A 25,404-nucleotide genomic window follows, 5' to 3' on the forward strand; every position below is an offset into this window, starting at 1 on the left:
ACTTAGGCCTCCCTTCCTGCAGTTTCTAACGCATTCATGCCGCAAAGCTGGCTACATACATTACAGCCAACACATAGTGTGGTGTCGATCTTTGCTTTTCCATGTTTAACTGTAATAGCAGGACAGCCAATTCTCATACAGGATTTGCAGCCTACGCATTTATCCTCATTAACATGTAAAGGAGGATTGTGCTTAACATATTTTAATAATGCACATGGTCTTCTTGAGATGATAACTGAAGGAGCCTCGGTGTTTAATTCTTCTTTGAGCACTGTGTCGCATTGTTTTAAGTCATAAGGATCAACAACTCGTACTCTTTCAAAGCCCATAGCTCTGCAAAGTGCCTCAAGATCGATCTTTCCGGCAGGATCACCTTTGATGTTGTAGCCAGTTGTAGGATTTTGCTGATGGCCAGTCATTCCGGTTATGGAGTTATCAACGATGATGATGGTTGAGTTTGACTGGTTATAAGCAACGTTGGCAAGGCCTGTCATACCGGAGTGCATAAATGTTGAATCACCGATAACAGCAACAGTTTTCTTTTCACTTTCTTTGCCTCTAACTTTATTAAAGCCATGAAGAGCACCAATTGATGCACCCATGCAAAGAGTCATCTCGATTGCGCCAAGAGGTGGAACGGCGCCGAGGGTATAACAACCAATGTCGCCAAGAACTGTGCAGTTATTCTTTTTAAGAGTGTAAAAGAGTCCTCTGTGAGGGCAGCCTGCACACATTACAGGAGGTCTGTTTGGAATATCCTCATCCAAAGAGATGCTTTCCTTTGTATCCTTTCCAAAGGCTTTAGCAACCAGGCTCTGAGAGAACTCGTCGATCATAGGAAGTAGCTCTTTACCTGATACAATAAGCCCAAGGTTCTTTACATGATTTTCAATGATAGGGTCAAGCTCCTCGACTACAAAGAGCTTATCTACCTTCAGAGCAAATTCTTTGATAAGAGTATCTGGAAGAGGATTGGTCATACCAAGCTTAAGTACAGATATGCTATCACCAAATACCTCTTTTACATACTGGTAAGATGTGGAAGCTGTAATGATTCCAATCTTTGTATCGCCCATTTCTATCCTGTTAAGTGGGCAGTTGTTTGCATATCTTATAAGATCTTTTGTACGTTTCTCAACGATAGGATGGCGCTTTTTAGCGTTTCCTGGCATCATAACGTACTTAGCAATATTTTTTTCGTATGGAAAATCTGGAACAGTTCTTTCTCCCGTTTCTACTAGGGACTGAGAGTGTGCTACTCTTGTGCACATTTTAAGAAGTACAGGAGTGTCGAATTTTTCAGAGATATCAAAGGCAAGCTTGGTAAATTCAAGAGCTTCCTTTGAATCAGATGGCTCGATCATTGGAACTTTGGCAGCTATGGCGTGGTGCCTTGAATCCTGCTCGTTTTGAGATGAGTGCATACCAGCATCATCGGAAACGTCAATAACAAGACCTGCGTTAACACCAGTATAAGACATGGTGTACAGTGGATCAGCTGCTACATTAAGACCTACGTGCTTTTGAGCACAAAATGATCTGCGGCCGGCAAGAGAAGCGCCGAAAGCAGCTTCCATAGCAACCTTTTCATTTGGAGCCCATTCACAGTAAATTTCATCATATTTGGCGGCTTCCTCAGTAACCTCAGTACTAGGAGTACCAGGATAACTTGATATGAAGCATACGCCAGCTTCAAAAAGCCCACGAGCAACTGCTTTGTTGCCTAGCATGAGCTGTTTGCCATTGTTACTTGTCATGAAAAAACCTCCCTACAAAACTTTTAATGGTTTAAAGCATTAAAGCTAACCTTACTATAGAATAATAGGAAAAAACACTAAAGTCAAAAGGAAAATCACAGATTATTTGACCTTTTGCACAAAAATCTTTATACTATACTTTAACGCGTTAATGCACGTTAGAGAAGAATTTCTTTTTGGGAGGATGCAATGCCAATTACAGATCTACTTGAGAGAAATAGCAAATTATATGGGGATGAGATTGCTCTGGTTGAGATAAATCCTGAGATCAGGGAAGAGCAAAGAGTTACATGGAAGGAATATGAGCTGATCCAGCCTACACAGACATCTTATTACAGAAGACAGATCACTTGGTCTGTATTTGATGAGAAAGCCAACAGAGTTGCAAATATGCTCATGGAAAGAGGAATCAAAAAGGGACAGAAGTGCGCAATTCTTTTGATGAACTGCCTTGAGTGGCTTCCAATCTATTTTGGTATCTTAAAGTCTGGTGCTGTAGCAGTTCCATTAAACTTTAGATTTACAGCTGAAGAGATTGATTATTGCTTGAAGGCTTCAGATTCTGATGTTTTGTTTTATGGACCTGAGTTTATTGGCAGAATTGAAGACATTGCAGAAAAACTTAAGAAAGAGATGCTTCTTTACTACGTTGGTGATCAGTGTCCTTCATATGCTGAAGATTATTACAAACAGGTCTCAAATAGTTCATCTGTTGCGCCCAGAGTCCTTGTAGAAGACAAGGATGATGCAGCTATTTACTTTTCATCCGGTACAACAGGCTTTCCTAAGGCTATTTTACATATTCATACTGCTCTTATGCAGTCTGCCAAGATGGAAGCTATCCATCACGAGACAACTCATGAAGATAATTTCCTTTGCATTCCACCTTTATATCACACAGGTGCCAAAATGCACTGGTTTGGATCTTTATATACCGGAAGTAGAGCGGTTCTTTTGAAAGGTAATTCTCCTGAATCTATATTTAGAGCAGTTTCTGAGGAACATTGCACTATAGTGTGGCTCCTGGTACCTTGGGCACAGGATATTTTGGCTGCTCTTGATTCTGGAAAGCTTAAGATTGAAGACTACAAGCTAAGTCAATGGAGGCTTATGCATATTGGTGCTCAGCCTATTCCACCAAGTCTTATTAAGAGATGGCTTGAGTATTTCCCACATCACAAATACGATACTAACTATGGACTTTCAGAATCTACTGGTCCAGGCTGCGTACATCTTGGTCTTGAGAATGTTCACAAGGTTGGCGCTATTGGTATTCCTGGATATGGCTGGAAGGCGAAGATTGTTGATGAAGAGGGAAAACCTGTAACAAAGGGAGAAATCGGCGAGCTTTGCGTAAAGGGACCGGGCGTAATGGTCTGTTATTACAAGAATAAAGAGGCAACAGATGAGATATTAAAGGATGGATGGCTCTTTACCGGCGACATGGCAAAAGAGGATGAAGATGGATTTATCTTCCTTGTAGATAGAAAGAAGGATGTGATCATATCTGGCGGTGAAAACTTATATCCAGTGCAGATCGAGTCATTCCTAATGAAGAATGATAAGATTCACGATGCGGCGGTTATAGGGCTTCCGGATTCAAGGCTTGGGGAGATTGCGGCGGCGATAATTCAGGTAAAGGAGGGAATGACTTTAACTGAGGATGAGGTTGATGCTTTCTGCGTTGATCTGCCTCGTTATAAGAGACCACGAAAGATCATTTTTGATACGGTTCTTCGAAATCCAACCGGCAAGATCGACAAACCTAAACTCCGCGAAAAATACTGCGGCGACCATCTTGTTGAAAAGCAGAATCAGTCTTGAAAGGACGCTTGGGATTATAAGGAATTATCAGTAGCTCCATAGTATTTTTTGTCTGATAAATTAACATTCAATAAGCTCTATTATTTTTACTTCACATTCGTTCAGAGAGTAAAAATAATAGAGCTTCTTTCGTGTTATTTATCAACGACAAAAAATAAATCGCTACTGCTGATTCCTTATAAATCCCAAGCTGCTCTTTTAAGGCGGATGGTTGTGTTTATTAAATAAAGGTATTTACAAATACCCCTAGGGGGTATATAGTAAAGGGGCAAAAAATGAAGAGTAATACACTAAAAAGTGATACAATGTTGTTGTGATATTGGCTATGAATTTGAGGTGATGTTATGGGATGTCCTAAGTGTGAGAACAGGGAGAAAAGTGAAGAAGTTAAGCATAAAAAGAGGGATGATAAGGAATATAGGGATCTGCTGAACAGGCTTAAGAGGATTGAAGGACAGATAAGGGGCATTGAGAGTATGATCGAGAATGATGCCTATTGTACTGACGTTTTGATGCAGGTTGTTGCGGCTAGAAGTGCTCTTAGCAGCTTTTCGAAGGTTCTTTTGGCAAATCATATTAAGAGCTGTGTGACATATGATATCAAGGCTGGCAAGGAAGAAACTGTTGATGAACTTGTTGAACTGTTACAGAAGATGATGAAGTAATAAAAGGAAAAAAGATGGATAAATACATGGTAACTGGCATGAGCTGTGCTGCATGTCAGGCGAGAGTTGAAAAAGCAGTTAAAGAGGTGGATGGCGTCACTAGTTGCAGCGTTAATCTTCTTACTAATTCTATGGGCATAGAAGGAAATGTCCCGAAGGAAAAGATTATTAAAGCTGTTGAAGATGCTGGCTATGGTGCAAAGCTTATGGATGATATTGGAAATGAGTCTTCAGCTATGGATTTTTCCAGAGAGGAAGAGATATTAAAGGATAGGGAGACTCCACTTCTTAAAAGAAGGCTTATATTATCAATAGGATTTCTATTGGTGTTAATGTATTTTTCCATGGGACATATGATGTTTAAATTTCCTTTGCCAGCGTTTTTTTCAGGAAATCCTGTAGCAAATGGAATTATTCAGATGATTCTGGCAATTATTGTCATGACTATCAACAGGAAGTTTTTTATCAGTGGATTTAAGGGCCTTGTTCATAGGGCACCTAATATGGATACACTGGTTGCTCTTGGAAGCTCTGCGTCATTTATATATAGCCTTGCAGCTCTTTTGCTTATGACAGATGCTGCTATAAAGGGGAATATAGAAAAAGCGTTTGCCTTTAGCCATGAGTTTTATTTCGAATCAGCGGCTATGATAGTTACGCTTATTACTGTAGGCAAGATGCTTGAAGCCATGAGTAAAGGCAGGACCACTGATGCTATAAAGGGGCTTATGAAGCTTGCGCCCAAGACTGCAACTATCATTCAGACAGATGGCTCTGAAAAGATTGTTTCGATAGATGAGGTTAGGCTCGGAGATATATTTGTTGTAAGACCTGGAGAAAATATACCTATAGATGGTGTTGTGATCGAGGGTAACAGCTCAGTTGATGAATCAGCTCTTACTGGTGAAAGCATTCCGTGTGATAAATACGAGGGCGATGAGGTATCTGCTGCCACAATAAATCAATCTGGATTTATTAAGTGCAGAGCCTCAAGAGTTGGGAGAGATACAACCCTTTCTCAGATAATTCAGATGGTCAGTGATGCTGCTGCCACAAAGGCTCCTATTGCCAAGATCGCTGATAAGGTATCAGGTATATTTGTTCCAACTGTTATAGGAATAGCGCTTATTACTATCATAGTCTGGATGATACTTGGCGAAGATTTTGGCTTTGCTCTTTCGAGAGGAATAGCAGTTCTTGTTATCAGTTGCCCATGTGCTCTTGGACTTGCAACACCTGTTGCCATCATGGTAGGTAACGGTATTGGGGCTAGAAATGGCATTATGTTTAAGACTGCAGCTTCTCTTGAAAATGCTGGTAAAACTCAGATAGTTGCCCTTGATAAAACAGGAACTATCACAAAAGGCGAACCTGTTGTAACAGATGTCTTTTCAGCGGATTCAATTTCAAAGAGCGGTTATACAAGCAGTAATTATTCATCCTTTGATGATGAGCTTTTGGTACTGGCTGGTCTACTTGAATCAAAGAGTGAACATCCTCTTGCAAAGGCTATTGTTAAGCATATAAATGATCTTCATATAGAATTTGATGAAGATATTGTTGATTTCAGGGCTGTTTTTGGAAAGGGACTTGAAGCAAAGCTTGGAGATAGTATCATTAGAGGTGGTAACATGGAATTTATCAGCTCTTATGCAAGGATTCAAGGTGAGATGCTTGAAAAAGCTGATTCCTATGCATCTGAAGGAAAGACTCCAATGTTTTTTTCAAGAGATAATAAGCTTATTGGTATAATTGCAGTTGCTGATACCATCAAGGAAGATTCAGAAAAAGCTATTTCCGAGCTTAAGAATATGGGCATTAAGGTTGTGATGCTCACTGGAGACAATGAAAAGACTGCAACTGCCATTGGTAAAAAAGCAGGAGTTGATGAGATCTTTGCTGAGATCATGCCTGATGGAAAGGCTAAGGTCATTGACAGACTTAGTAAATGCGGCAAGGTTGCCATGGTAGGTGATGGAATAAATGATGCACCAGCCCTTACTATTGCAGATACAGGAATTGCGATTGGAGCAGGTACTGATATAGCAATCGATGCGGCTGATGTTGTTCTTATGAAGAGTGGTCTTCTTGATGTAGCAGGTGCTATAAGGCTTTCAAGAAAGACTCTTAAGAATATTTACGAGAACCTGTTCTGGGCATTTTTCTATAATGTAATAGGAATTCCCCTTGCAGCAGGCTGTTATATCAAGCTCTTTGGCTGGGCGCTTAGTCCAATGTTTGGAGCTGCTGCAATGAGTTTATCAAGCTTTTTCGTTGTGATGAATGCTCTAAGGCTTAACCTTGCAGATATTTATGACTCTTCAAAGGATTGTAAAAAAGTTAATTCTTTAAATATTGATAATGTCAAAAAAGAAATAAAAATAGATTTGGAGGAAAACAAAATGACAAAGAAGATGATGATCGAAGGAATGATGTGTGCTCACTGCGAGGCAAATGTTAAGAAGGCACTTGAAGCTCTTGAAGGAGTAGAAAATGCTCAGGTTAGCCATGAAAAGGGCGAGGCTATCGTAAGTTTGTCTTCAGAGGTAGATAATGATATCCTTAAAAAGGCTGTTGAAGATAAGGACTATAAAGTAACAAGCATTGACTGATGCGGCACAAATTGTTAGTGGGAGAAAGTATGGAAAAGAAGATTAAGATCAAATATTTTAATGACAAGATTGAAAAGCTTGAATATATCGATGGAAAGTCAGATTGGATCGACCTTAGAAGCGCAGAGGATGTAGACCTTAAGCAGGGTGAGTTTCACCTGATCCCTCTTGGTGTTGCCATGGAGATTCCAGAAGGCTATGAAGCTCATGTGGTTCCAAGAAGTTCAACCTACAAGAATTTTGGAGTGATTCAGGCTAATCACATGGGAGTTATCGATCATTCCTATTGCGGAGACAATGACCAGTGGTTTGTTCCTGTAATTGCTATGAGAGACACTCACATTAGCTTTAACGATAGAATTTGCCAGTTCAGGATCATGGAAAATCAGCCACATATCCTTTTTGAAGAATGTGACCACTTAGAAGGCGCAGACAGAGGCGGATTTGGTTCTACCGGCACAAAATAATATTGGCATTGAAAAAATATTTTCAAACATTATAATAGTAATTTGTTGAAAAAATTATTTAAAGATTATGAATGGAGCGAAAATGGTTAAGATTCGTACTAGATATGCACCAAGTCCTACAGGACGTATGCATGTTGGAAATTTAAGAACTGCTCTTTATGCTTATCTTATTTCAAAGCATGAGGGTGGAGATTACATTCTTAGAATTGAGGATACAGACCAGGAGAGATTCGTAGAAGGTGCTACTGAGATCATCTATCAGACACTTAAGGATACTGGTCTTGTTCATGATGAAGGTCCAGACATCGGAGGACCAGTTGGCCCATATGTTCAGAGTGAGAGACAGAAGGCTGGAATATATATGAAGTATGCCAAGGAACTTATAGATAAGGGTGAGGCATATTATTGTTTCTGTGATGAAGAGAGACTTAAGACTCTTGTTCAGAAGATCGAGGTTGATGGTGAAGTTAAAGAGATCAGTGTATATGACAAGCACTGTCTTCACCTTTCAAAAGAGGAAGTTGAGAAGAATCTTGCAGAGGGCAAGCCTTTTGTTATTAGACAGAACAACCCTACAGAGGGCACAACTACATTCCATGATGAGCTTTATGGAGATGTTAGCGTTGAGAACAAAGAGCTTGATGATATGATCCTTATTAAGTCTGACGGATATCCTACTTACAACTTTGCAAATGTTGTAGATGACCACCTTATGGGAATCACACACGTTGTAAGAGGTAATGAGTATATCTCATCATCACCAAAGTACAACAGACTTTATGATGCATTTGGCTGGGAAGTACCTAAGTACATTCACTGCCCACTTATCACAGATGAGGATCATCATAAGCTTTCTAAGAGATCAGGTCACTCATCATTTGAGGATCTTATCGAGCAGGGATTCTTACCAGAAGCTGTAGTTAACTTTGTAGCACTTCTTGGTTGGTCTCCAGATGACAACCAGGAGATCATGAGCCTTGAGGATCTTATCAAAAAGTTTGATTATAAGAGGATCAACAAGTCTCCTGCAGTATTTGACTATACAAAGCTTAAGTGGATGAATGGCGAATACATGAAGGCTATGGATGATGACAAGTTCTTTGAGCTTGCTAAGCCATACCTTGAGAAAGCTATCACAAAGGATTATGACCTTAAGAAGATTGCCAATATGGTTAAGACACGTATTGAGATCTGGCCTGATATCGAGCCTATGGTTGATTTCTTCAATGAGCTTCCTGAGTATGATACAGCTATCTATACTCACAAGAAGATGAAGACAAATGAAGAGACTTCTCTTGCAGTATTAAAAGAGGTACTTCCACTTCTTGAAGCACATGATGATTATACAAATGATTCTTTATATGCACTTCTTACAGACTATATCAAGTCTCATGAGTACAAGAATGGCTATGTTCTCTGGCCAGTACGTATTGCTGTTTCTGGTAAAGAGATGACTCCTTGCGGAGCTACAGAACTTATGGAAGTTATTGGTAAGGAAGAGACCATTAAGAGAATCAAAAAAGGAATTGAATTACTTGAGAAATAATTTGCCTAAGGGCAATGCCGCACAGCTCATGGCTATAAACCATGTAGATGGCCCCGCAATGGTTCTTGCGGGGCCTGGAAGCGGCAAAACCTTTGTTATTGTTGAGAGACTAAGGTGCCTTATTGAAGAACACAAGATTGAACCTTCTTCAATTTTAGTCATTACTTTTACCAAGGCAGCTGCACTTGAGATGCAGCACAGATTTTTAAAGATCACGGATAGTTCTTATCCAGATGTGAATTTTGGAACATTTCATTCATGTTTTTACCAGATAATTCGCTGGGCTAATTCCAAAAGAAAAATTGATATAGCAAGTGAGAATTTTAAATATAAGCTTATTTCTGATATTTTGCATTCCTTATCAGTTTCTGATAACAGGATAAAAGCAGAGCTTGAACTTGGAGATGATATAGTAAGGGATGTTATTTCTGAAATTTCCAGGATCAAAAACAGCGGTCTATCAGCAGCTGATTGCGATAAATCCTTTGCTTTTTCTAGCTCTTTTCACTTGATAATCAAAAAGTACAGTGCTCTAATGGATGAGTTTAACAAGATAGATTTTGATGACATGATACTTATGTGCAGGGATAGCTTATTAAATGATGGAGAACTATTAAGAAAATGCAGAGAAAAATATAGATTTTTCCTGGTGGATGAGTATCAGGATATAAATAAAATGCAGTTTGATGTTCTGACACTGCTTTGCGGGGATGAAAATAATCTTTTTGTTGTAGGTGATGATGATCAGTCCATATATGGCTTTAGGGGTTCTGATCCAGGACTCATGCTTGGGTTTAATGATTTTTATGCGGCAAAGAATATACAGCCTAAGATAATTAATCTAAATATAAATTACAGGTGCGGAAAAAGGATACTTGATTGTTCAAAGCTTGTCATAGAGCAAAACACTGAAAGATTTAAAAAAGAGATACATGCTGATAAAAAAAGCATCGATGGAAAAATTCTTCCGCTCATATATTCGTCTAAAGAAAAAGAATGCGAAGCCTTGAAGAGGTTTCTTTTGGCAAACATGGATGATCTTTCTGAAATTGCCATAATCTGCAGAACTAATGCTCAGTGTGGTCAATATGCAGCGTTTCTTAAAAAGAATGGTATTAAGACTAACCTCGATGATAGGAAAATGGCCTTTTATGAGTGCGAGGGTGTTAGAGTTTTGCTAAGTTACTTATCTTTCGCTTATTTGGGCCATAAAAGAGAGGACTTCCTAAAGATCATAAATAAGCCTCTTCGGTTCATAACAAGAGAAACGGCTACTAAAGAAACTGTGTCTGAGGGAGATGTCATTAGATTTTATACTGGGAATTTAAAAATGCAAAGGACTGCTTCAATGTTTTTTAAGCAGATCAATATGATAAGTCACTTAAGGCCTGGTCTCGCAGTTAGATATTTAAGAAAAGACATAGGTATCGATAAGCTTTATCAAAAGGATATGGATAAGCTTGATGAGCTTGAAAAGGTTGCAAGGGAATATGTTGATGTAAAGAAGCTTTTGAAAGATCTAAACGATTTGATCGATGAGTCTTTTGAAAACAAAAAGAAGACAAGTAAGAAATGTGAAAGAACTGTAAATATAATAACAATGCATGGTTCTAAGGGCCTTGAATATAAAGCAGTATGGATACCTTCCATAAATGAAGGAATCATTCCCTCTAGATCAGCCCTTACCAAAAAACAGATAGAAGAAGAGCGCCGAATGCTCTATGTAGCTATGACGAGGGCAAAACAGGCGCTCATAATGTCTTATTTGGCTGGTACAAAGGAAAATCCAATGCTACCATCTAGATTTTTAAGACCTATCAGGTCTTTGTGGGAAGAAAATTATTCTTCGCCGTCTAAACCTTCCTCTGGAAGCTCCACAAGTTCATCGAACTCAACATCATCAAGATAAAGATCGAAAGCCTCTGATACAGCTTCATATTCTGCATCATCACTGATATAGCCAAGTTCTGGTTCCTTGTCTGATCCATCCCAGATGAATTCATAAAACCAAACGTTTCCGTCGTGATTCTGTCCGTTTTTATCAAGTGGAAGAAGAACAATATAATCTTTCTCATTAACTGTAAGAACGATCATAATAGCACAATTAACAACTTCGCCATGATCGAGCTCTATTTCAACAGTCTCCTGATCGCCGTTTTCTATTCTAGTGTTCATCTCAGTTGCAATCTTTGAAAACTCCATAAAAATCCTCCTGAATAAGTTTTTCATTACTTAGTGTCATTATAGCACAGCTCACCTGTATATGAGAACAGATTTAATATGGGAATAGTGCATATATACTAAATTTGTGATAAAATAATAAGACTTGTGAGGATTTTTAAATTAGGGATAATTTACTTTTTACCAGGAGCTAAAAATGCAGGCTAATACATTAAAGATTGCTAGTGAAAAGCCTTATCCATTAGGCTGTTATATAGATTATGACAAATCTCTTGTGGTACGCACTGTGTTTGACAAGTGTGACAGCTGCGGAATAACTCTTTATAGTTCTGATGGCGACGAGGATCTTAGTATTGAACTTCCTAAAACTATCAAAAGAGGAAATATCTATTCTGCAAGGATATCAGGAATAGACAATATTGATAAATACACGTCCTACAATTATTTTGAGGATGATTCCTTTTTCTGTAATTCTTATTCCAAGCATCTTATAGGTTTAGAGAGCTTTGGCAAGGATGTTCCAGACAGCGATATCAGGGCCAAGCTTGATAACAGATCAACTCTTAAGGCTTCTGAGTTCGCTTTTGACTGGGAAAGCGATTCTTTTCCTGAGATTCCTTATGAAGACAGCTTTGTATACCTTATGCATGTGAGAGGCTTTACCAAGGCTTCAAGCTCTGGTGTTGCCCATGGTCATAGAGGAACTTTTATGGGAATTCTTGATAAGCTTCCATATCTCAAGGAACTTGGCGTTACAACTATTGAGCTGATGCCGGCTTATGAGATGAATGAAATCGAGAACCCTTCCAAGATCAGGGGAAATAAAGTGTTAGGAGATCTGATCTATTCTAAGGATGGAAGTATTTCCAATAAGAGCGCTGTAAAGCCAAGGCTGAATTTCTGGGGCTACAAAAAAGGATATTATTTTGCTCCAAGAACATCTTATTGTGCTGATCCATCTGATTGTGAAAATGAGTTTAAGACTTTGGTAAAAGAGCTTCATAAAAACGGTATTGAAGTTATCATGCAGTTTTACTTCGAAACTGATGAGAATGAAAGCCTTATCATAGATGCCCTTAGATACTGGAGATGTTCATATCATATCGATGGTTTCCATTTGAAGGGAGCAAGTGTGCCAATAAGGCTTATTACCAAGGAGCCTCTTTTCTCTGACGCCAAGATCTGGTACGACGGATTTGATTACTTTGATATCTATGGCTCAGATGAGCCTGAGAAGCGCTATCTTGCTGAATATAATGGCAGATTCATGTATAACTGCCGAAGATTTTTAAAGAGCGATGACAATACAGCATCTGACTTTATGAATTCTATGATCAACAATGGTACTGACCACGGCGTAATCAATTATATCTGTGATTATGAAGGGTTTAGACTTGTTGACATGGTTTCCTATGAGCACAAGCATAACGAAGAAAACGGCGAAAACAATAAGGACGGAAATGACAATAACCTTACCTGGAACTGTGGTATTGAAGGCAGGACCAGAAAGCAGAGTATTTTGTCGCTTCGTAAAAAACAGATGAAGAATATCCTGACTATGTTGTTTATGGCTCAGGGAACGCCTATGATATTTAGCGGAGATGAATTTGGTAATTCTCAATCTGGTAATAACAATCCATACTGTCAGGACAACGAGATAGGATGGGTTGACTGGAAAGCCTTTGACAAGAATAAAGATATTTATGAATATATCAAACTTCTTGTAAAGATAAGAAAAGAAAACAGGATACTTCATGCAAGTAAGCCACTTAAGCTTATGGATTATACATCCTGTGGCTATCCTGATCTTTCATGTCATGGTAGAGATGCCTGGCGCCCGGATCTTTCTGGTCATAGTCATATGCTTGGTATGCTGTACTGCGGCATGTACGATGACAGGAAAAAGGATTCGCCATTTGTGTACGTTTGTTACAATATGCACTGGTTTGACGCTGAGATGGCGTTACCTAAAATGCCAGATGGTTATAAATGGGAGCTTATATGTGATACTGCCCAGGAAGATGTTAAGCCTAAAGAGATTACAAAAGAGCTTGAAACACTGCCTGACAGATCAGCCAGAATTTATATAGGTTCTAAGGATCCAAACTATAAACAAAAGAAAGAAGTGAGAAAAAAGAAATGAATAAGCCAGACGTAATTGAAAAATTCTTAAGATACGTTAAGATCGATACTCAGTCAGATGACGAGGCAGGCACATCTCCTTCAACTATGAAACAGCATGACCTTGCAAAGCTTCTTGTTTCTGAACTTAAGGAGATTGGCGCTTCAGACATCATATATGATGAAGACCATTGCTATGTATATGCAACTATTCCATCAAATATAAACGATGGTAAAGATAGACCAGCAATTGGTTTTATCTCACATATGGATACTTCTGATGAAGTAAGCGGCAAGAATGTTAAGCCTAGGATCGTTGAAAAGTACGACGGAAAGGACATTGTATTAAACGACAAGGAGAAAGTAATTCTTTCACCAATAGATTTCCCGGAGCTTTCAAATCATGTTGGAGAAGATCTTATCGTTACAGATGGAACAACACTTCTTGGAGCAGATGATAAGGCTGGTGTAGCCGAGATTATGACTATGGCAGAGATTCTTTTAACAAATCCTGACCTTCCTCATGGCGAGATCAAGATTGCATTTACTCCAGATGAAGAGATTGGAGCAGGTACAGCATTTTTTGATGTTGCCAAATTTGGAGCCAAGTACGCTTATACAGTTGATGGTGGTAAGCTTGGAGACCTTGAATATGAAAACTTCAATGCAGCTAGTGGCAAGATAACTGTTCATGGCAGAAGCGTACATCCTGGCGATGCCAAGAACAAAATGATAAATGCAGCTCTTATCTGCTACGAGTTCCATGCACTTTTACCTGTATTTATGAACCCTATGTACACCGAGGGAAGAGAGGGATTCTTCCACCTTACAGAAGTAAATGGAGGAACAGAGACTGCTACAGCTTCTTATATCATCAGAGATCATGACGAGAAGCTTTTTGCCCAGAAAAAAGAGCTGTTTGTAAACGCAGCTGAGTATCTTAACAAGAAATATGGTGAGGGAGTTGTTGAGGTTACTGTAACAGATCAGTATCGCAACATGATCGAGAAGATCCGTCCTCATATGCATCTTATTGACAATGCAAAAAAGGCTATGACCGATCTTGGTGTCACACCTCTTGAGTTTCCTATCAGAGGCGGCACAGATGGAGCAAGCCTTTCATATATGGGACTTCCTTGTCCTAACTTATGTACTGGCGGATACAATTATCATGGCAAGTACGAGTACGCATCAATTCAGGAAATGAGAAAGGTCGTTGATATTCTTCTTGGAATAGTAAACGCATATGGTAAAGAGTTTTAATTTATGAATATTTTAAATAGTAATAAAAGTGAAGTATTAGATAAAGAGAGCCTTCGTCAGCTTGAGTTTATTGAAAAGGCTAAAGGATATGTTGAGGAACTTAAAAAGGAGCTTGGAAGAACACCTACAGCCTGCGTTGTGACATTTGGCTGTCAGATGAATGCCAGAGATTCTGAAAAGCTTGTGGCTACACTTAAGCTTATTGGTTATGAAGAAACAGAATCAGAAAATGCTGATTTTGTCATCTATAACACCTGTACTGTAAGAGATAATGCAGACCAGAGAGTTCTTGGAAGACTTGGCGCATGCTCAAGTCACAAGAAAAAGAATCCTCATATGAAGATCGCTATCTGCGGATGTATGATGCAGGAGCAGTCAGCAGTTGAAAAGATCCAAAAAAGTTATAGATTTGTTGACCTTATCTTTGGAACACATAATATTTACAAGTTTGCAGAGCTTCTTTGCACATCATTTGAGTCAGATAGAATGATCATTGATATCTGGAAGGAAACAGACAAGATCGTAGAAGATCTTCCTGTTCTTCGTAAGTATCCTTTCAAATCTGGTGTAAATATCATGTTTGGCTGCAACAACTTCTGTACATATTGCATTGTTCCTTATGTTAGAGGCAGAGAGCGTTCTAGAAGCCCTAAGGATATCATAAGAGAGTGTGAGAAGCTTGCTAAGGATGGTGTTAAGGAAGTAATGCTCCTTGGCCAGAACGTAAACTCTTATGGACTTGATTTTAAAGAGGATGATCCAAACAGAATTTCATTCCCGCAGCTTTTGGATGAAGTTACAAAGGTTGAAGGAATTGAGAGAGTTAGATTTATGACACCTCATCCAAAGGATCTTTCTGATGAGCTTATTGAGGTCATTGCTAAGAATCCTAAGATTGCAAGACATATCCATCTGCCACTTCAGTCTGGAAGTACAGAGATACTTCGAAGAATGAATCGCAGATACACAAAGGAAGCTTATCTTGAGCTTGTAGCCAAGATAAGAAAGAGACTTCCTGATGTGGCGCTTACAACAGATATTATCGTTGGATTCCCAGGGGAGACTCCGGCTGATGTTGATGAGACAATTGATGTTGTAAAGAAAGCCTCTTTTGATAATGCGTTTACTTTTATCTATTCAAAGCGAACAGGCACACCTGCTGCCGGCTTTGAAGATCAGGTACCAGAAGCAGAAGTAAAAGAGAATTTTGACAGATTACTTAAAGTTGTACAGGAAACAGCAAGAAAGACTACTGAGAAATATCAGGGAATCACAGCATCTGTTCTTGTTGAAGGTGTAAATGAACACGATTCAAGCCTTCTTACTGGAAGACTTTCAAATAATACTTTAGTACATTTTCCTGGTGACGAAGGCCTTATTGGAAGTTTTGTAGACGTTAAGCTTACAGAGTGCCACGGATTTTACTTTATGGGAGAAAAGGTTTAAGGGGGAATTTTGCCGTGGGAAGTACCACGATGTTTGAAAGCGTTGACATAGATAAAGTTTCACCTATGATGCAGCATTATCTGCAGACTAAGAGGGAGTATAAGGATTGTATTCTTTTTTATAGACTTGGTGATTTTTACGAGCTGTTTTTTGATGATGCCCAGGTTGCATCCAAGGAACTTGAACTTACTCTTACTGGAAAGGCTTGCGGTTTGGAAGAGAGAGCTCCTATGTGTGGAATTCCTTTTCATGCAGTTGACTCTTATCTTACTAAGCTTGTTTCTAGAGGCTTTAAGGTCGCTATCTGTGAGCAGACAGAAGATCCAAAGCTTGCAAAGGGTATTGTAAAAAGGGATGTAACAAGGATCGTCACACCTGGAACAAACCTTAATATGCAGTCTCTTGAGGAAACCAAGAACAATTACATCATGAGCATAATCTATACTCCTGATAATATTGGTATTTCTGTTGCAGACCTTACAACTGGTGATTATTATCTTACAGAAGTTGAAAACCTTAGAGCTGCTGTTGATGAGATTGGTAAGTATTCTCCATCTGAGATTATCTGCAACGAAGCTTTTAATTTCTCGGGAATAGATATTGATGAGCTTAGAAACAGGCTTCAGATTTTTATAAATCCTCTCGATTCAAGATATTTTGATGAGGATTCATGTAAAAAGCTACTTATGAAGCACTTTAAAGTATCATCACTGATAGGTCTTGGAATTGAAGATTTTCCTAATGGTGTAGTGGCTGCAGGAGCTCTTTTGCAATACCTTACAGATATGCAAAAGTCTGATATTTCCATTATCACTCATATCTATCCATATCTTACAAGCAAGTTTATGCTTCTAGATAGTTCAACCAGAAGAAACCTTGAGCTTGTGGAGACTATGAGGGATAAGCAGAAGCGGGGAACACTTCTGTGGGTACTTGATAAGACTAAGACTGCTATGGGAGCCAGAATGCTCAGAAGTTTTATTGAGCAGCCTCTTATTGATAAAGATGAGATCTTACTTAGACAGGGCGCAGTTGACGCTCTTGTAAAGAACGTGATCACAAGAGAAGAGATCAGAGAATATTTAAATCCTGTCTACGATCTTGAGAGACTCATGTCCAAGATTATCTTTAAAACTGCTAATCCAAGGGATCTTTTGGCATTTAGAAATTCCATTAAGATGATACCTGCGATCATAACAGCCCTCACGGATGTTAAGGATAATGAAGCTCTAAATAAGCTCTTTTCAGAGCTTGATCCACTTACGGATATCTATGAGCTTATTGACCAAGCTATCGTTGAAGAGCCTCCTTTAACTATCAGGGAGAGCGGCATCATCAAGGAAGGCTTTGATAAGGATATAGATCACTTTAGAGAAGCTGGAACAAACGGTAAGGGATGGCTTGCTAAACTTGAGGATGAAGAAAAGGAAAATACTGGTATCAAGAGCCTTAAGATCAAGTACAGTAATGTGTTTGGTTATTCCTTTGAGGTTACTAATTCTTTCAAGGATAAGGTTCCTGACTACTTTATAAGAAAGCAGACGCTTGCTAACGCAGAGAGATATACAACTCCTAAGTTAAAAGAACTTGAAGATACGATCCTTAATGCTCAGGATAAGCTTAACAACCTTGAGTATGAGATGTTTTGCAAGATCAGAGATTCAATTGCCCTTGAGATCAATAGGATACAGTCTACAGCTAAGGCAATAGCACTTCTTGATGTTTATGCTTCTTTGGCCTATGTTGCAGAAAAGAACCACTATGTAAAGCCTGTTATCAACGATAAGGGTGTGATCAACATAAAAAACGGCAGACATCCTGTTGTAGAAAAGATGCTTGATTCGGCTGATATGTTCATTTCAAATGACACATATCTTGATAACAAAAAGCATTGTATCTCTATTATTACCGGTCCTAACATGGCTGGTAAGTCAACTTATATGAGACAGACAGCGCTTATCGTCCTAATGGCACAGATCGGATGCTTTATTCCGGCAGAGAAGGCTGATATTTGCGTTGTAGATAGAATCTTTACCAGAGTGGGAGCTTCTGATGATCTTGGAAGCGGTCAGTCAACCTTCATGGTTGAGATGAATGAGGTTGCCAATATTCTTAGAAACGCAACTCCAAATTCTCTTTTGATCCTTGATGAGATCGGAAGAGGTACTTCAACCTATGATGGACTGGCAATTGCTTGGGCTGTTACAGAGCACATCAGTAACAGAAAGATACTTGGTGCCAAGACTTTATTTGCTACACATTACCACGAGCTTACAGAGCTCGAAGGCAAAATGGATAATGTAAACAACTACTGTATTGCGGTTAAGGAAAACGGTGATAACATTGTATTTCTTCGTAAGATAGTAAAGGGCGGCGCAGATAAGAGCTATGGTATTCAGGTAGCCAAGCTTGCCGGTGTCCCGGACATGGTAATAGACAGGGCTAAGGAGATTGTAGCTGAACTTACAGATAATGATATTACTGAGAAGGTTCAGGCTATAGCTAGGGATAGTAAGGGCGACAAGAAGGTTAAAGTTCAGCATTATGACGATGTAGATATAGATCAGATGTCACTATTTGATACTGTAACTGATGAGGATGTGCTTAAGAGACTTCAGGAAATTGATATTACAACTCTTACGCCAATGGATGCTCTGAATACTCTTTATAAGCTTCAGAGTGATTTGAAAAACAGGTGGAAAAACTAAATGGCCTTCATAAATGAACTCGATAAAACTACTATTGATCAGATCGCAGCTGGTGAAGTTGTTGAAAGACCAGCAAGTGTTGTAAAAGAACTTGTGGAAAATTCTATTGATGCCGGTGCCACTGCTGTAACAGTTGAAATAAAGGGCGGCGGAATCGATATGATCCGTGTTACTGATAACGGCTCTGGAATTGAGAAAAGTCAGATCAAGAAAGCTTTTAAAAGACATGCAACCAGTAAGTTAAAGAATATTGATGACCTTTTTACTATCCATTCCTTAGGATTTAGAGGCGAGGCGTTATCAAGTATTTCTTCTGTTGCGCAGGTTGACCTTATTACCAAGACAAAGGATGACCTTACTGGTACAAGATACAGCATAAATGGTGGTGAAGAAGCCGGAATGGAGGAGATTGGTGCTCCTGATGGTACTTCTATCATAATGCGAAATCTCTTTTACAATACACCTGCCAGAAAGAAATTCTTAAAGACACCGCAGACTGAAGGAAGCTATATTGGAGATGTCATGGAGCATCTTGCTCTTGATAATCCTACGGTTTCATTTCACTTTATCAATAACAAAGAAGATAAGTTCTCTACTTCTGGTAATGGCGATCTTAAAGAGATAATCTACAGGATCTATGGAAGGGATATTTCTGTTAGCCTGATTCCAATTAATGTGTCACAAAACGACATTACTCTTGAGGGATATCTTGGAGAGCCTTCCATCAACAGATCTAACAGAAATTTTGAAATATTTTTTGTTAATGGAAGATATATCAAGGACAAGGTAATTTCTAAAGCACTTGAGGAGGGGTACAAGCAGTATCTTATGATGCACAAGTTTCCATTTTCTGTGCTTCATTTAAGACTTGATCCAGCTCTAGTTGATGTAAATGTGCATCCAGCCAAGCTTGAAGTTAGATTCGATAATCAGGCTGCGATATATGATTTTATCAGGACCAGCGTAGAGAATACCTTACGCGACCATGAGATGATCCCTGATGCACTTCTTGGGGATGATATTAAGGATAAGGAAAAAGAAATAGCACCACCTAAAAAATCTCTTTCTCCTGAACCTTTTGAAGCTATAAGATTCGAAGAAAATAAGGTTGCTGAGGAAGAACCTGTATTTGCGGTTGGTGTTAAGGCTGAGCCTATCAAGATCGAAGATACAAATAAGTCAGCTGTTTGGACCAGGATTTTTGGCGACTCAGATGGTTCTGCCCTAGAAAAAAAGGAGCGTCCTTCACCGATCATTAAGCAGGAGCAAGCTGTTATAGTAGAAAAGCCTATGCAGCTTAATCTTTTTGATGAGAAAGTCCTTACCAAGGACAATGTAAAGGAATATGACATACTTGGTCAGATCTTTGACACTTATTGGATAATCGCATTCAAAGATAAGATGTTTATGGTTGATCAGCATGCGGCCCATGAGAAGGTCAACTATGAGAGGATGATAAAGCGCTTTAAATCAGGTGAGATGCTTTCACAGATGGTCAATCCTCCTGTGATTGTTTCATTGTCCTCTGCAGAAGAAGATATTTTTATCCATTACAGACAGTACTTTGAGAAGCTTGGTTTTAATATCGAGAATTTTGGTGGACATGAATACGCCATGAGAGCTATACCTGTTGATCTTTTTGGCTGCAACAATGAAAAGGATATGTTCATTCAGATCCTTGATGAGCTTTCTCACGAAACTAGTCTTGATAGAACACCTGATGTCATCAATTACAAGATAGCAAGTATGGCTTGTAAGGCTTCTGTAAAAGGTAATACCAAGATGACAAGACAGGAGATGGAAGCTCTTTTAGATGAACTGTTAACACTTGAAAATCCATATAATTGTCCTCATGGAAGGCCAACTATTATATCGATGACCAAGTATGAGATTGATAAAAAGTTTAAGCGAGTTGTGGAATGAATAAACAAAAGCTTATAATTTTGACTGGACCGACGGCTGTCGGTAAATCAAATCTATCAATTAAGCTTGCTAAGACAATTGGCGGAGAGATAATCTCCGCTGATTCTATGCAGGTCTATAAATACATGAATATTGGAACTGACAAGATATCGAAAGAGAAAATGCAGGGAGTTCCTCATTATCTTATTGATTTTCTTGATCCCAAAGAGGATTTTAACGTAGTCATGTTCCAAAAGATGGTGAAGGATGCCATAAAAGATATTTCATCGAGAGGAAAGATCCCTATCCTTGTTGGCGGAACGGGTTTTTATATACAGGCAGTACTATATGATATAGATTTTACTGAGACTGATGATGATGACTCTTTTCGTAAGGAATTAGAAAAAAGAGCTGAAGATGGAAAAGCCCATGAGCTATTTATGGAACTTAAGGCTGTGGATCCTGAGTCAGCAAATATCATACATGAAAACAACGTTAAGAGAGTTATAAGAGCTCTTGAATTTTACAAAAAGACTGGAAAACCAATCTCTGAGCACAACAAAGAGCAGCATGAGAACGTGTCTCCGTATGATTTTTCTTACTTTGTATTGACAGATGACAGAGAAGAGTTATACTCACGCATAGACAAAAGAGTGGATTTGATGATTGAGGAAGGGCTTGAAGCTGAAGTCAGAGAACTTTTAAAGCTAGATATTCCTCTTACTGCCACATCTATGAAGTCTCTTGGATATAGAGAGATGATCGGCTATTTGAATGGCGAATATGACCTTGAGAGAGCTATTTATCTAATAAAGCGAAACACCAGGCATTTTGCTAAGAGGCAGCTCACATGGTTTAGGCGCGAAAGCGATGTCCACTGGATAGACAAAAGAGATTTTGATCACGATGATGATCGTATTTTAGAAGAAATGATAAAGGTATTTAAAAATGAATGAAGTAATGTTTGAATCACTTGGTATTTCCAAGAATGTATATGAGTTTGGCGAAAAGATTTTAAAAGAGCTTGAGCCAAGATTTAAAAAGATTGATGAAATTGCAGAGTACAATCAGCTTAAGGTTATCAAGGCTATGCAGGACAACAAGGTTAGTGAGGCTTGCCTTCTTGGAACAACTGGTTATGGTTACAATGACATAGGAAGAGAAAAGCTTGAAGCTGTGTATGCTTCTGTTTTCCATACAGAGGATGCACTTGTTCGTCCTCAGATAACATGCGGAACTCATGCACTGGCACTGGCGCTTATGAGTAACCTTAGGCCTGGTGACATGCTCTTTTCACCAGTAGGTAAGCCATATGATACTCTTGAGGAGGTAATCGGCATCAGACCATCTAAGGGCTCCCTTGCTGAGTATGGCGTAGAGTATTCTCAGGTGGATCTTTTACCTGATGGAAGCTTTGATTTTGACAATATCAAAAAGACTTTGCTTGAGCATTCTAATATCAAGCTTGTTACAATCCAGAGATCAAAGGGATATCAGACAAGACCAACTCTTTCAGTTGAAAGGATCGGCGAACTTATTTCTTTTATCAAGGGAATCAAAAAAGACGTTTATTGCATGGTAGATAACTGCTATGGAGAATTTGTTGAAACGATCGAGCCTACAGATGTCGGTGCAGACATGGTAGTTGGTTCACTTATCAAGAACCCAGGCGGCGGACTTGCACCAATCGGCGGATACATTGCCGGCAAGAAGGAATGCGTAGAAAATGCAGCATTTAGACTTACATCTCCAGGACTTGGAAAAGAGGTGGGAGCTTCCCTTGGAATCCTTCCACAGTTCTATCAGGGATTTTTCCTTGCTCCAACTGTTACAGCATCTGCTTTAAAGGGAGCTATTTTTGCTGCGAATATCTACGAAAAACTTGGATTTGATGTGGTTCCTAATGGAAAAGAGGATAGATATGATATCATTCAGGCTGTTACCTTTGGTAAGCCTGAGGGTGTCATTGCATTTTGCGAGGGTATTCAGTCTGCAGCACCAGTTGACTCTTTTGTTACACCAGAGCCTTGGGATATGCCTGGCTATGATGCACAGGTCATTATGGCTGCTGGTGCCTTTGTATCTGGCTCATCTATTGAGCTTTCTGCTGATGGACCAATAAAAGAACCTTATTCTGTATTCTTCCAGGGAGGTCTTACTTGGCCTCATGCTAAATACGGAATATTAAAAACTTTGCAAAAGATGTGTGACGCTAAGCTTGTTTCGTGTTAAACTATAATCTGATGATTCTGTATTCTTTTTGACCACCTGGAGAAGTGGCGTGCTTTTGTGCGTTTCAGAAAGGATTTGGATGAAGTCATTTAACAATATGATAGCGGATGGGGATACATGTGAAGATATGCTTCCCTATGAGAGGTTCCTTAAGTCTGGACCTGAAAGCCTTACTGATGCAGAACTTTTAGCGATTATCATCAGAACTGGAGCAAATGGTTATTCACCTGTTGATATAGCAAGGAATGTTTTGGAACTTGGTAATACCAAGGAAAAGGGGCTTAACAGTCTTTATTGTCTTTCTATTGATGAGCTTTTGAAGGTTCACGGTATTGGTAAAGTCAAGGCGATCATGCTAAAGAGTGTTGCTGAACTTGCCAAGCGAATGTCTCTTCAGAGGGCTTCTGTTGGGATTTCTTTTGAAAATCCAGAGATGATAGCTCGTTACTATATGGAGAGGCTAAGGCATGAGGATAGAGAGAATGTTGTGATCTTAAGCCTTAACAACAAATTAAAGCTTATCAATGAGACAACTCTTTCTCTGGGAACTGTTAATTCTGCTATTATTTCTCCAAGGGATATCTTTATTCAGGCACTTAAGTCAGGTGCCAGCAGCATTGTGATGCTGCATAATCATCCTTCAGGGGATCCTGCTCCTTCGAGAGCAGATATTAGTATTACTAATAAAATCAGAGATTCAGGCAATATGCTTGATATCAATCTTAAAGATCATATCATAATAGGAGATCAGTCATATTTTAGCTTCCTTGAAAAGGGGCTTTTGTGGCAATAAGGAGAAAAAATGGGTAATATTTTTGGAATCGACCTCGGTACTAGCAACATCAAGATTTTCAACAAGGATGAGGACAACCTTACAGTTGAAAAAAACATGATTGCCATAGAAAATAAAACAAACGTTTTTGCATATGGTAATTCAGCTTACGATATGTATGAAAAGGCTCCAGATAAGATCAAGATATCTTATCCTTTAAATAGCGGTGTTATTGCTGATATCGAGCACATGGAGACACTTGTAAAGCTTTTTATCACAGATCAGATGAAGGGCGCTGTTAAGCCTTGCGACGTTTATATCGCAGTTCCTAAGGATGTAACAGAAGTTGAGAGAAGAGCTTTCCATGATCTTATCAATGATGCAGGCATCAAGGCCAAGAAGATCATGATGGTCAAGAAGCCTCTTGCAGATGGTCTTGGAATGAATGTTGACGTTATGAACTCTCAGGGTGTTTTAGTTGTTAACGTTGGTTATGATACAACTGAGATCTCAATCCTTTCACTTAGAGGTATCGTTGTAAGTAAGCTTATCAAAGTTGGTGGTAAGAAGTTTGATGAGTCTATCAGAAACGTTATCCGTAAGGAGTTTGGTCTTCTTATCGGAGAAAAGACATCTGAAAACGTAAAGATGTCTCTTAAGGAACTTGAAAAAGAGGGTAAAGATGCAGTTGTTTATGGTAGAGATATCGTTACCGGACTTCCTGTTGAGAGAATGATACCTACAGAGCTTATCAATCAGGCTCTTTTAGAGAACTTTGATGCTATCCTTGATAATGTTAAAGCTACTCTTGAGAAGACTCCACCAGAACTTGCTGCAGATATTTTTAAGCATGGTCTTTATCTTACAGGTGGTGCATCACAGGTTAGCCATCTTGCTCAGAGACTTAGCAATGGTGTTGGCCTTAACGTAAATATCGCAGAAAATCCAATTGGTTCTGTTGCACTTGGTCTTGCAAAGATTATTAAGGATGACCAGTATAAAGCTCTTGCGTATGGAATTGAAGAGGATAAATAAATGAGTCCCATAATCAAGAGAAGAGGAGAAGAATTTACACTTCCAAGTAAATATCTCCTCTTTATTTTAACAATAGTATGTACGGCACTTATTGTGATCACGTTCAATACAAACCTGTTTACAGGGCCTTTGAACTCTTTTGCAGGTGTTTTTGTTGTGCCTTTTCAAAAGGGTATAACATCTGTTTCTACTAGTATCAAAGAAACAACTGATAAGCTTTCATCTATTACTAAGCTCCTTGAAGAAAATGAGAAATTAAAAGAGCAGGTTGATGAGCTTACAATTGCAAATACTAATCTTGAACAGGAAAAATATGAACTTACAGAGCTTCGTACTTTGTATGAACTTGACGCACAGTATGAAGAATACAAGAAGACTGGTGCCAGGATAATAGCTAAGGATGCTGGTAACTGGTATTATTCCTTTGTTATTGATAAAGGATCAGACGACGGCATTCAGGTTGATATGAATGTTATTGCAGGCGGCGGGCTTGTGGGTCGTGTAATTGATGTTGGACCAGATTGGGCTAAGGTTCAGTCTATTATTGCTGATAATTCATCTGTCAGTGGAATGGTTCTTTCTTCCTCTGATAATCTTATTGTTTCAGGTGATCTTGAGAAATACAGAAATGGTTACATTAGCTTTTCAAAGCTTGTTGATGATGTTGACAGGGTTAAGATTGGTGACAAGATCGTTACATCCAATATCAGTGATAAGTATCTTCCAGGTATTTTGATCGGCTACATTTCAACTATCGATGATGACTCAAATAACCTTACAAAATCAGGAACTATAACACCTGCCGTGGATTTTGAGCACATGAATGAAGTATTGGTACTTTTGGAACTCAAAAATAATGGCGGCAAATAAACA

18 protein-coding genes are annotated in these 25,404 nt (G+C 38.9%); 16 read left to right on the top strand and 2 right to left on the bottom strand.

Features of this window, described 5'->3' with window-relative positions; genetic code table 11:
* Positions 1-2 precede the first annotated feature (2 nt).
* Positions 3-1,757 (bottom strand): indolepyruvate ferredoxin oxidoreductase subunit alpha, encoded by a 1,755-nt coding sequence (gene iorA, locus bhn_RS07110; RefSeq protein ID WP_071176040.1) that lies wholly within the window; start codon positions 1,755-1,757, stop codon positions 3-5.
* 189 nt (positions 1,758-1,946) lie between these two features.
* On the opposite strand from iorA, the gene bhn_RS07115 reads away from it, so the two are divergent.
* From bhn_RS07115 to bhn_RS07140, 6 genes are all read left to right on the top strand, one after another.
* Positions 1,947-3,581, top strand: a complete 1,635-nt coding sequence (locus bhn_RS07115) for a class I adenylate-forming enzyme family protein (protein ID WP_071176041.1) — start codon at positions 1,947-1,949, stop codon at positions 3,579-3,581.
* A gap of 344 nt (positions 3,582-3,925) precedes the next feature.
* Positions 3,926-4,246 carry a metal-sensing transcriptional repressor gene (locus bhn_RS07120; protein ID WP_071176042.1) on the top strand — a complete coding sequence of 107 codons (321 nt, stop codon included), beginning with the start codon at positions 3,926-3,928 and terminating at the stop codon, positions 4,244-4,246.
* A 14-nt stretch (positions 4,247-4,260) separates the two neighbouring features.
* Entirely contained in the window at positions 4,261-6,858 is a 2,598-nt protein-coding gene (locus bhn_RS07125) for a heavy metal translocating P-type ATPase (protein WP_071176043.1), read from the top strand.
* A gap of 29 nt (positions 6,859-6,887) precedes the next feature.
* A complete protein-coding gene (locus bhn_RS07130; protein ID WP_071176044.1) occupies positions 6,888-7,325 on the top strand; it encodes a dUTP diphosphatase in 438 nt (145 codons plus the stop codon).
* An 82-nt stretch (positions 7,326-7,407) separates the two neighbouring features.
* Positions 7,408-8,871: a glutamate--tRNA ligase gene (gene gltX, locus bhn_RS07135; protein WP_071176045.1), complete on the top strand. Its 1,464-nt coding sequence runs from the start codon at positions 7,408-7,410 to the stop codon at positions 8,869-8,871.
* Positions 8,861-10,780, top strand: coding sequence for an ATP-dependent helicase (locus tag bhn_RS07140; protein WP_071176046.1), 1,920 nt, complete (start codon positions 8,861-8,863; stop codon positions 10,778-10,780). Before gltX ends, bhn_RS07140 begins: the two co-directional genes overlap by 11 nt.
* Here the strand turns inward: bhn_RS07140 and bhn_RS07145 are convergent.
* Positions 10,711-11,073 carry a DUF1292 domain-containing protein gene (locus bhn_RS07145; RefSeq protein WP_083385809.1) on the bottom strand — a complete coding sequence of 121 codons (363 nt, stop codon included), beginning with the start codon at positions 11,071-11,073 and terminating at the stop codon, positions 10,711-10,713. The genes bhn_RS07140 and bhn_RS07145 overlap by 70 nt on opposite strands.
* A 175-nt stretch (positions 11,074-11,248) precedes the next feature.
* Between bhn_RS07145 and bhn_RS07150 the strand changes: the two genes are divergently transcribed.
* The 10 genes from bhn_RS07150 (at position 11,249) to mreC (ending at position 25,401) form a co-directional block, all read left to right on the top strand.
* Positions 11,249-13,195, top strand: coding sequence for an alpha-amylase family glycosyl hydrolase (locus tag bhn_RS07150; protein ID WP_071176047.1), 1,947 nt, complete (start codon positions 11,249-11,251; stop codon positions 13,193-13,195).
* A complete protein-coding gene (pepT, locus tag bhn_RS07155; RefSeq protein WP_071176048.1) occupies positions 13,192-14,436 on the top strand; it encodes a peptidase T in 1,245 nt (414 codons plus the stop codon). Before bhn_RS07150 ends, pepT begins: the two co-directional genes overlap by 4 nt.
* A gap of 3 nt (positions 14,437-14,439) precedes the next feature.
* Entirely contained in the window at positions 14,440-15,882 is a 1,443-nt protein-coding gene (miaB, locus tag bhn_RS07160) for a tRNA (N6-isopentenyl adenosine(37)-C2)-methylthiotransferase MiaB (RefSeq protein WP_071176049.1), read from the top strand.
* Between the two features lie 65 nt (positions 15,883-15,947).
* Positions 15,948-18,590 (top strand): DNA mismatch repair protein MutS, encoded by a 2,643-nt coding sequence (mutS, locus tag bhn_RS07165; RefSeq protein WP_071177464.1) that lies wholly within the window; start codon positions 15,948-15,950, stop codon positions 18,588-18,590.
* A complete protein-coding gene (gene mutL, locus bhn_RS07170) occupies positions 18,591-20,513 on the top strand; it encodes a DNA mismatch repair endonuclease MutL (RefSeq protein ID WP_071176050.1) in 1,923 nt (640 codons plus the stop codon).
* Positions 20,510-21,448: a tRNA (adenosine(37)-N6)-dimethylallyltransferase MiaA gene (miaA, locus tag bhn_RS07175; protein ID WP_071176051.1), complete on the top strand. Its 939-nt coding sequence runs from the start codon at positions 20,510-20,512 to the stop codon at positions 21,446-21,448. Before mutL ends, miaA begins: the two co-directional genes overlap by 4 nt.
* Positions 21,441-22,724, top strand: a complete 1,284-nt coding sequence (locus bhn_RS07180; RefSeq protein ID WP_071176052.1) for a methionine gamma-lyase family protein — start codon at positions 21,441-21,443, stop codon at positions 22,722-22,724. The genes miaA and bhn_RS07180 overlap by 8 nt, the downstream gene beginning before the upstream one ends.
* A gap of 97 nt (positions 22,725-22,821) precedes the next feature.
* Positions 22,822-23,517 carry a RadC family protein gene (gene radC / locus bhn_RS07185; RefSeq protein WP_071177465.1) on the top strand — a complete coding sequence of 232 codons (696 nt, stop codon included), beginning with the start codon at positions 22,822-22,824 and terminating at the stop codon, positions 23,515-23,517.
* Between the two features lie 9 nt (positions 23,518-23,526).
* Positions 23,527-24,531 carry a rod shape-determining protein gene (gene mreB, locus bhn_RS07190; protein WP_071176053.1) on the top strand — a complete coding sequence of 335 codons (1,005 nt, stop codon included), beginning with the start codon at positions 23,527-23,529 and terminating at the stop codon, positions 24,529-24,531.
* A complete protein-coding gene (mreC, locus tag bhn_RS07195) occupies positions 24,532-25,401 on the top strand; it encodes a rod shape-determining protein MreC (RefSeq protein ID WP_071176054.1) in 870 nt (289 codons plus the stop codon). It abuts the gene before it with no gap.
* Positions 25,402-25,404: the final 3 nt, after the last annotated feature.

Origin of the sequence: Butyrivibrio hungatei (assembly GCF_001858005.1) — a bacterium.
Lineage (GTDB): Bacteria > Bacillota > Clostridia > Lachnospirales > Lachnospiraceae > Butyrivibrio > Butyrivibrio hungatei.

Coding starts and splice junctions, on each gene's coding strand:
- iorA (WP_071176040.1), bottom strand. CDS start 1,757: ATGACAAGTAACAATGGCAAACAGCTCATGCTAGGCAACAAAGCAGTT.
- bhn_RS07120 (WP_071176042.1), top strand. CDS start 3,926: ATGGGATGTCCTAAGTGTGAGAACAGGGAGAAAAGTGAAGAAGTTAAG.
- miaB (WP_071176049.1), top strand. CDS start 14,440: ATGAATATTTTAAATAGTAATAAAAGTGAAGTATTAGATAAAGAGAGC.
- bhn_RS07125 (WP_071176043.1), top strand. CDS start 4,261: ATGGATAAATACATGGTAACTGGCATGAGCTGTGCTGCATGTCAGGCG.
- bhn_RS07150 (WP_071176047.1), top strand. CDS start 11,249: ATGCAGGCTAATACATTAAAGATTGCTAGTGAAAAGCCTTATCCATTA.
- bhn_RS07115 (WP_071176041.1), top strand. CDS start 1,947: ATGCCAATTACAGATCTACTTGAGAGAAATAGCAAATTATATGGGGAT.
- mutS (WP_071177464.1), top strand. CDS start 15,948: ATGATGCAGCATTATCTGCAGACTAAGAGGGAGTATAAGGATTGTATT.
- mreC (WP_071176054.1), top strand. CDS start 24,532: ATGAGTCCCATAATCAAGAGAAGAGGAGAAGAATTTACACTTCCAAGT.
- radC (WP_071177465.1), top strand. CDS start 22,822: ATGATAGCGGATGGGGATACATGTGAAGATATGCTTCCCTATGAGAGG.
- bhn_RS07130 (WP_071176044.1), top strand. CDS start 6,888: ATGGAAAAGAAGATTAAGATCAAATATTTTAATGACAAGATTGAAAAG.
- bhn_RS07145 (WP_083385809.1), bottom strand. CDS start 11,073: ATGGAGTTTTCAAAGATTGCAACTGAGATGAACACTAGAATAGAAAAC.
- gltX (WP_071176045.1), top strand. CDS start 7,408: ATGGTTAAGATTCGTACTAGATATGCACCAAGTCCTACAGGACGTATG.
- mutL (WP_071176050.1), top strand. CDS start 18,591: ATGGCCTTCATAAATGAACTCGATAAAACTACTATTGATCAGATCGCA.
- pepT (WP_071176048.1), top strand. CDS start 13,192: ATGAATAAGCCAGACGTAATTGAAAAATTCTTAAGATACGTTAAGATC.
- bhn_RS07180 (WP_071176052.1), top strand. CDS start 21,441: ATGAATGAAGTAATGTTTGAATCACTTGGTATTTCCAAGAATGTATAT.
- mreB (WP_071176053.1), top strand. CDS start 23,527: ATGGGTAATATTTTTGGAATCGACCTCGGTACTAGCAACATCAAGATT.
- miaA (WP_071176051.1), top strand. CDS start 20,510: ATGAATAAACAAAAGCTTATAATTTTGACTGGACCGACGGCTGTCGGT.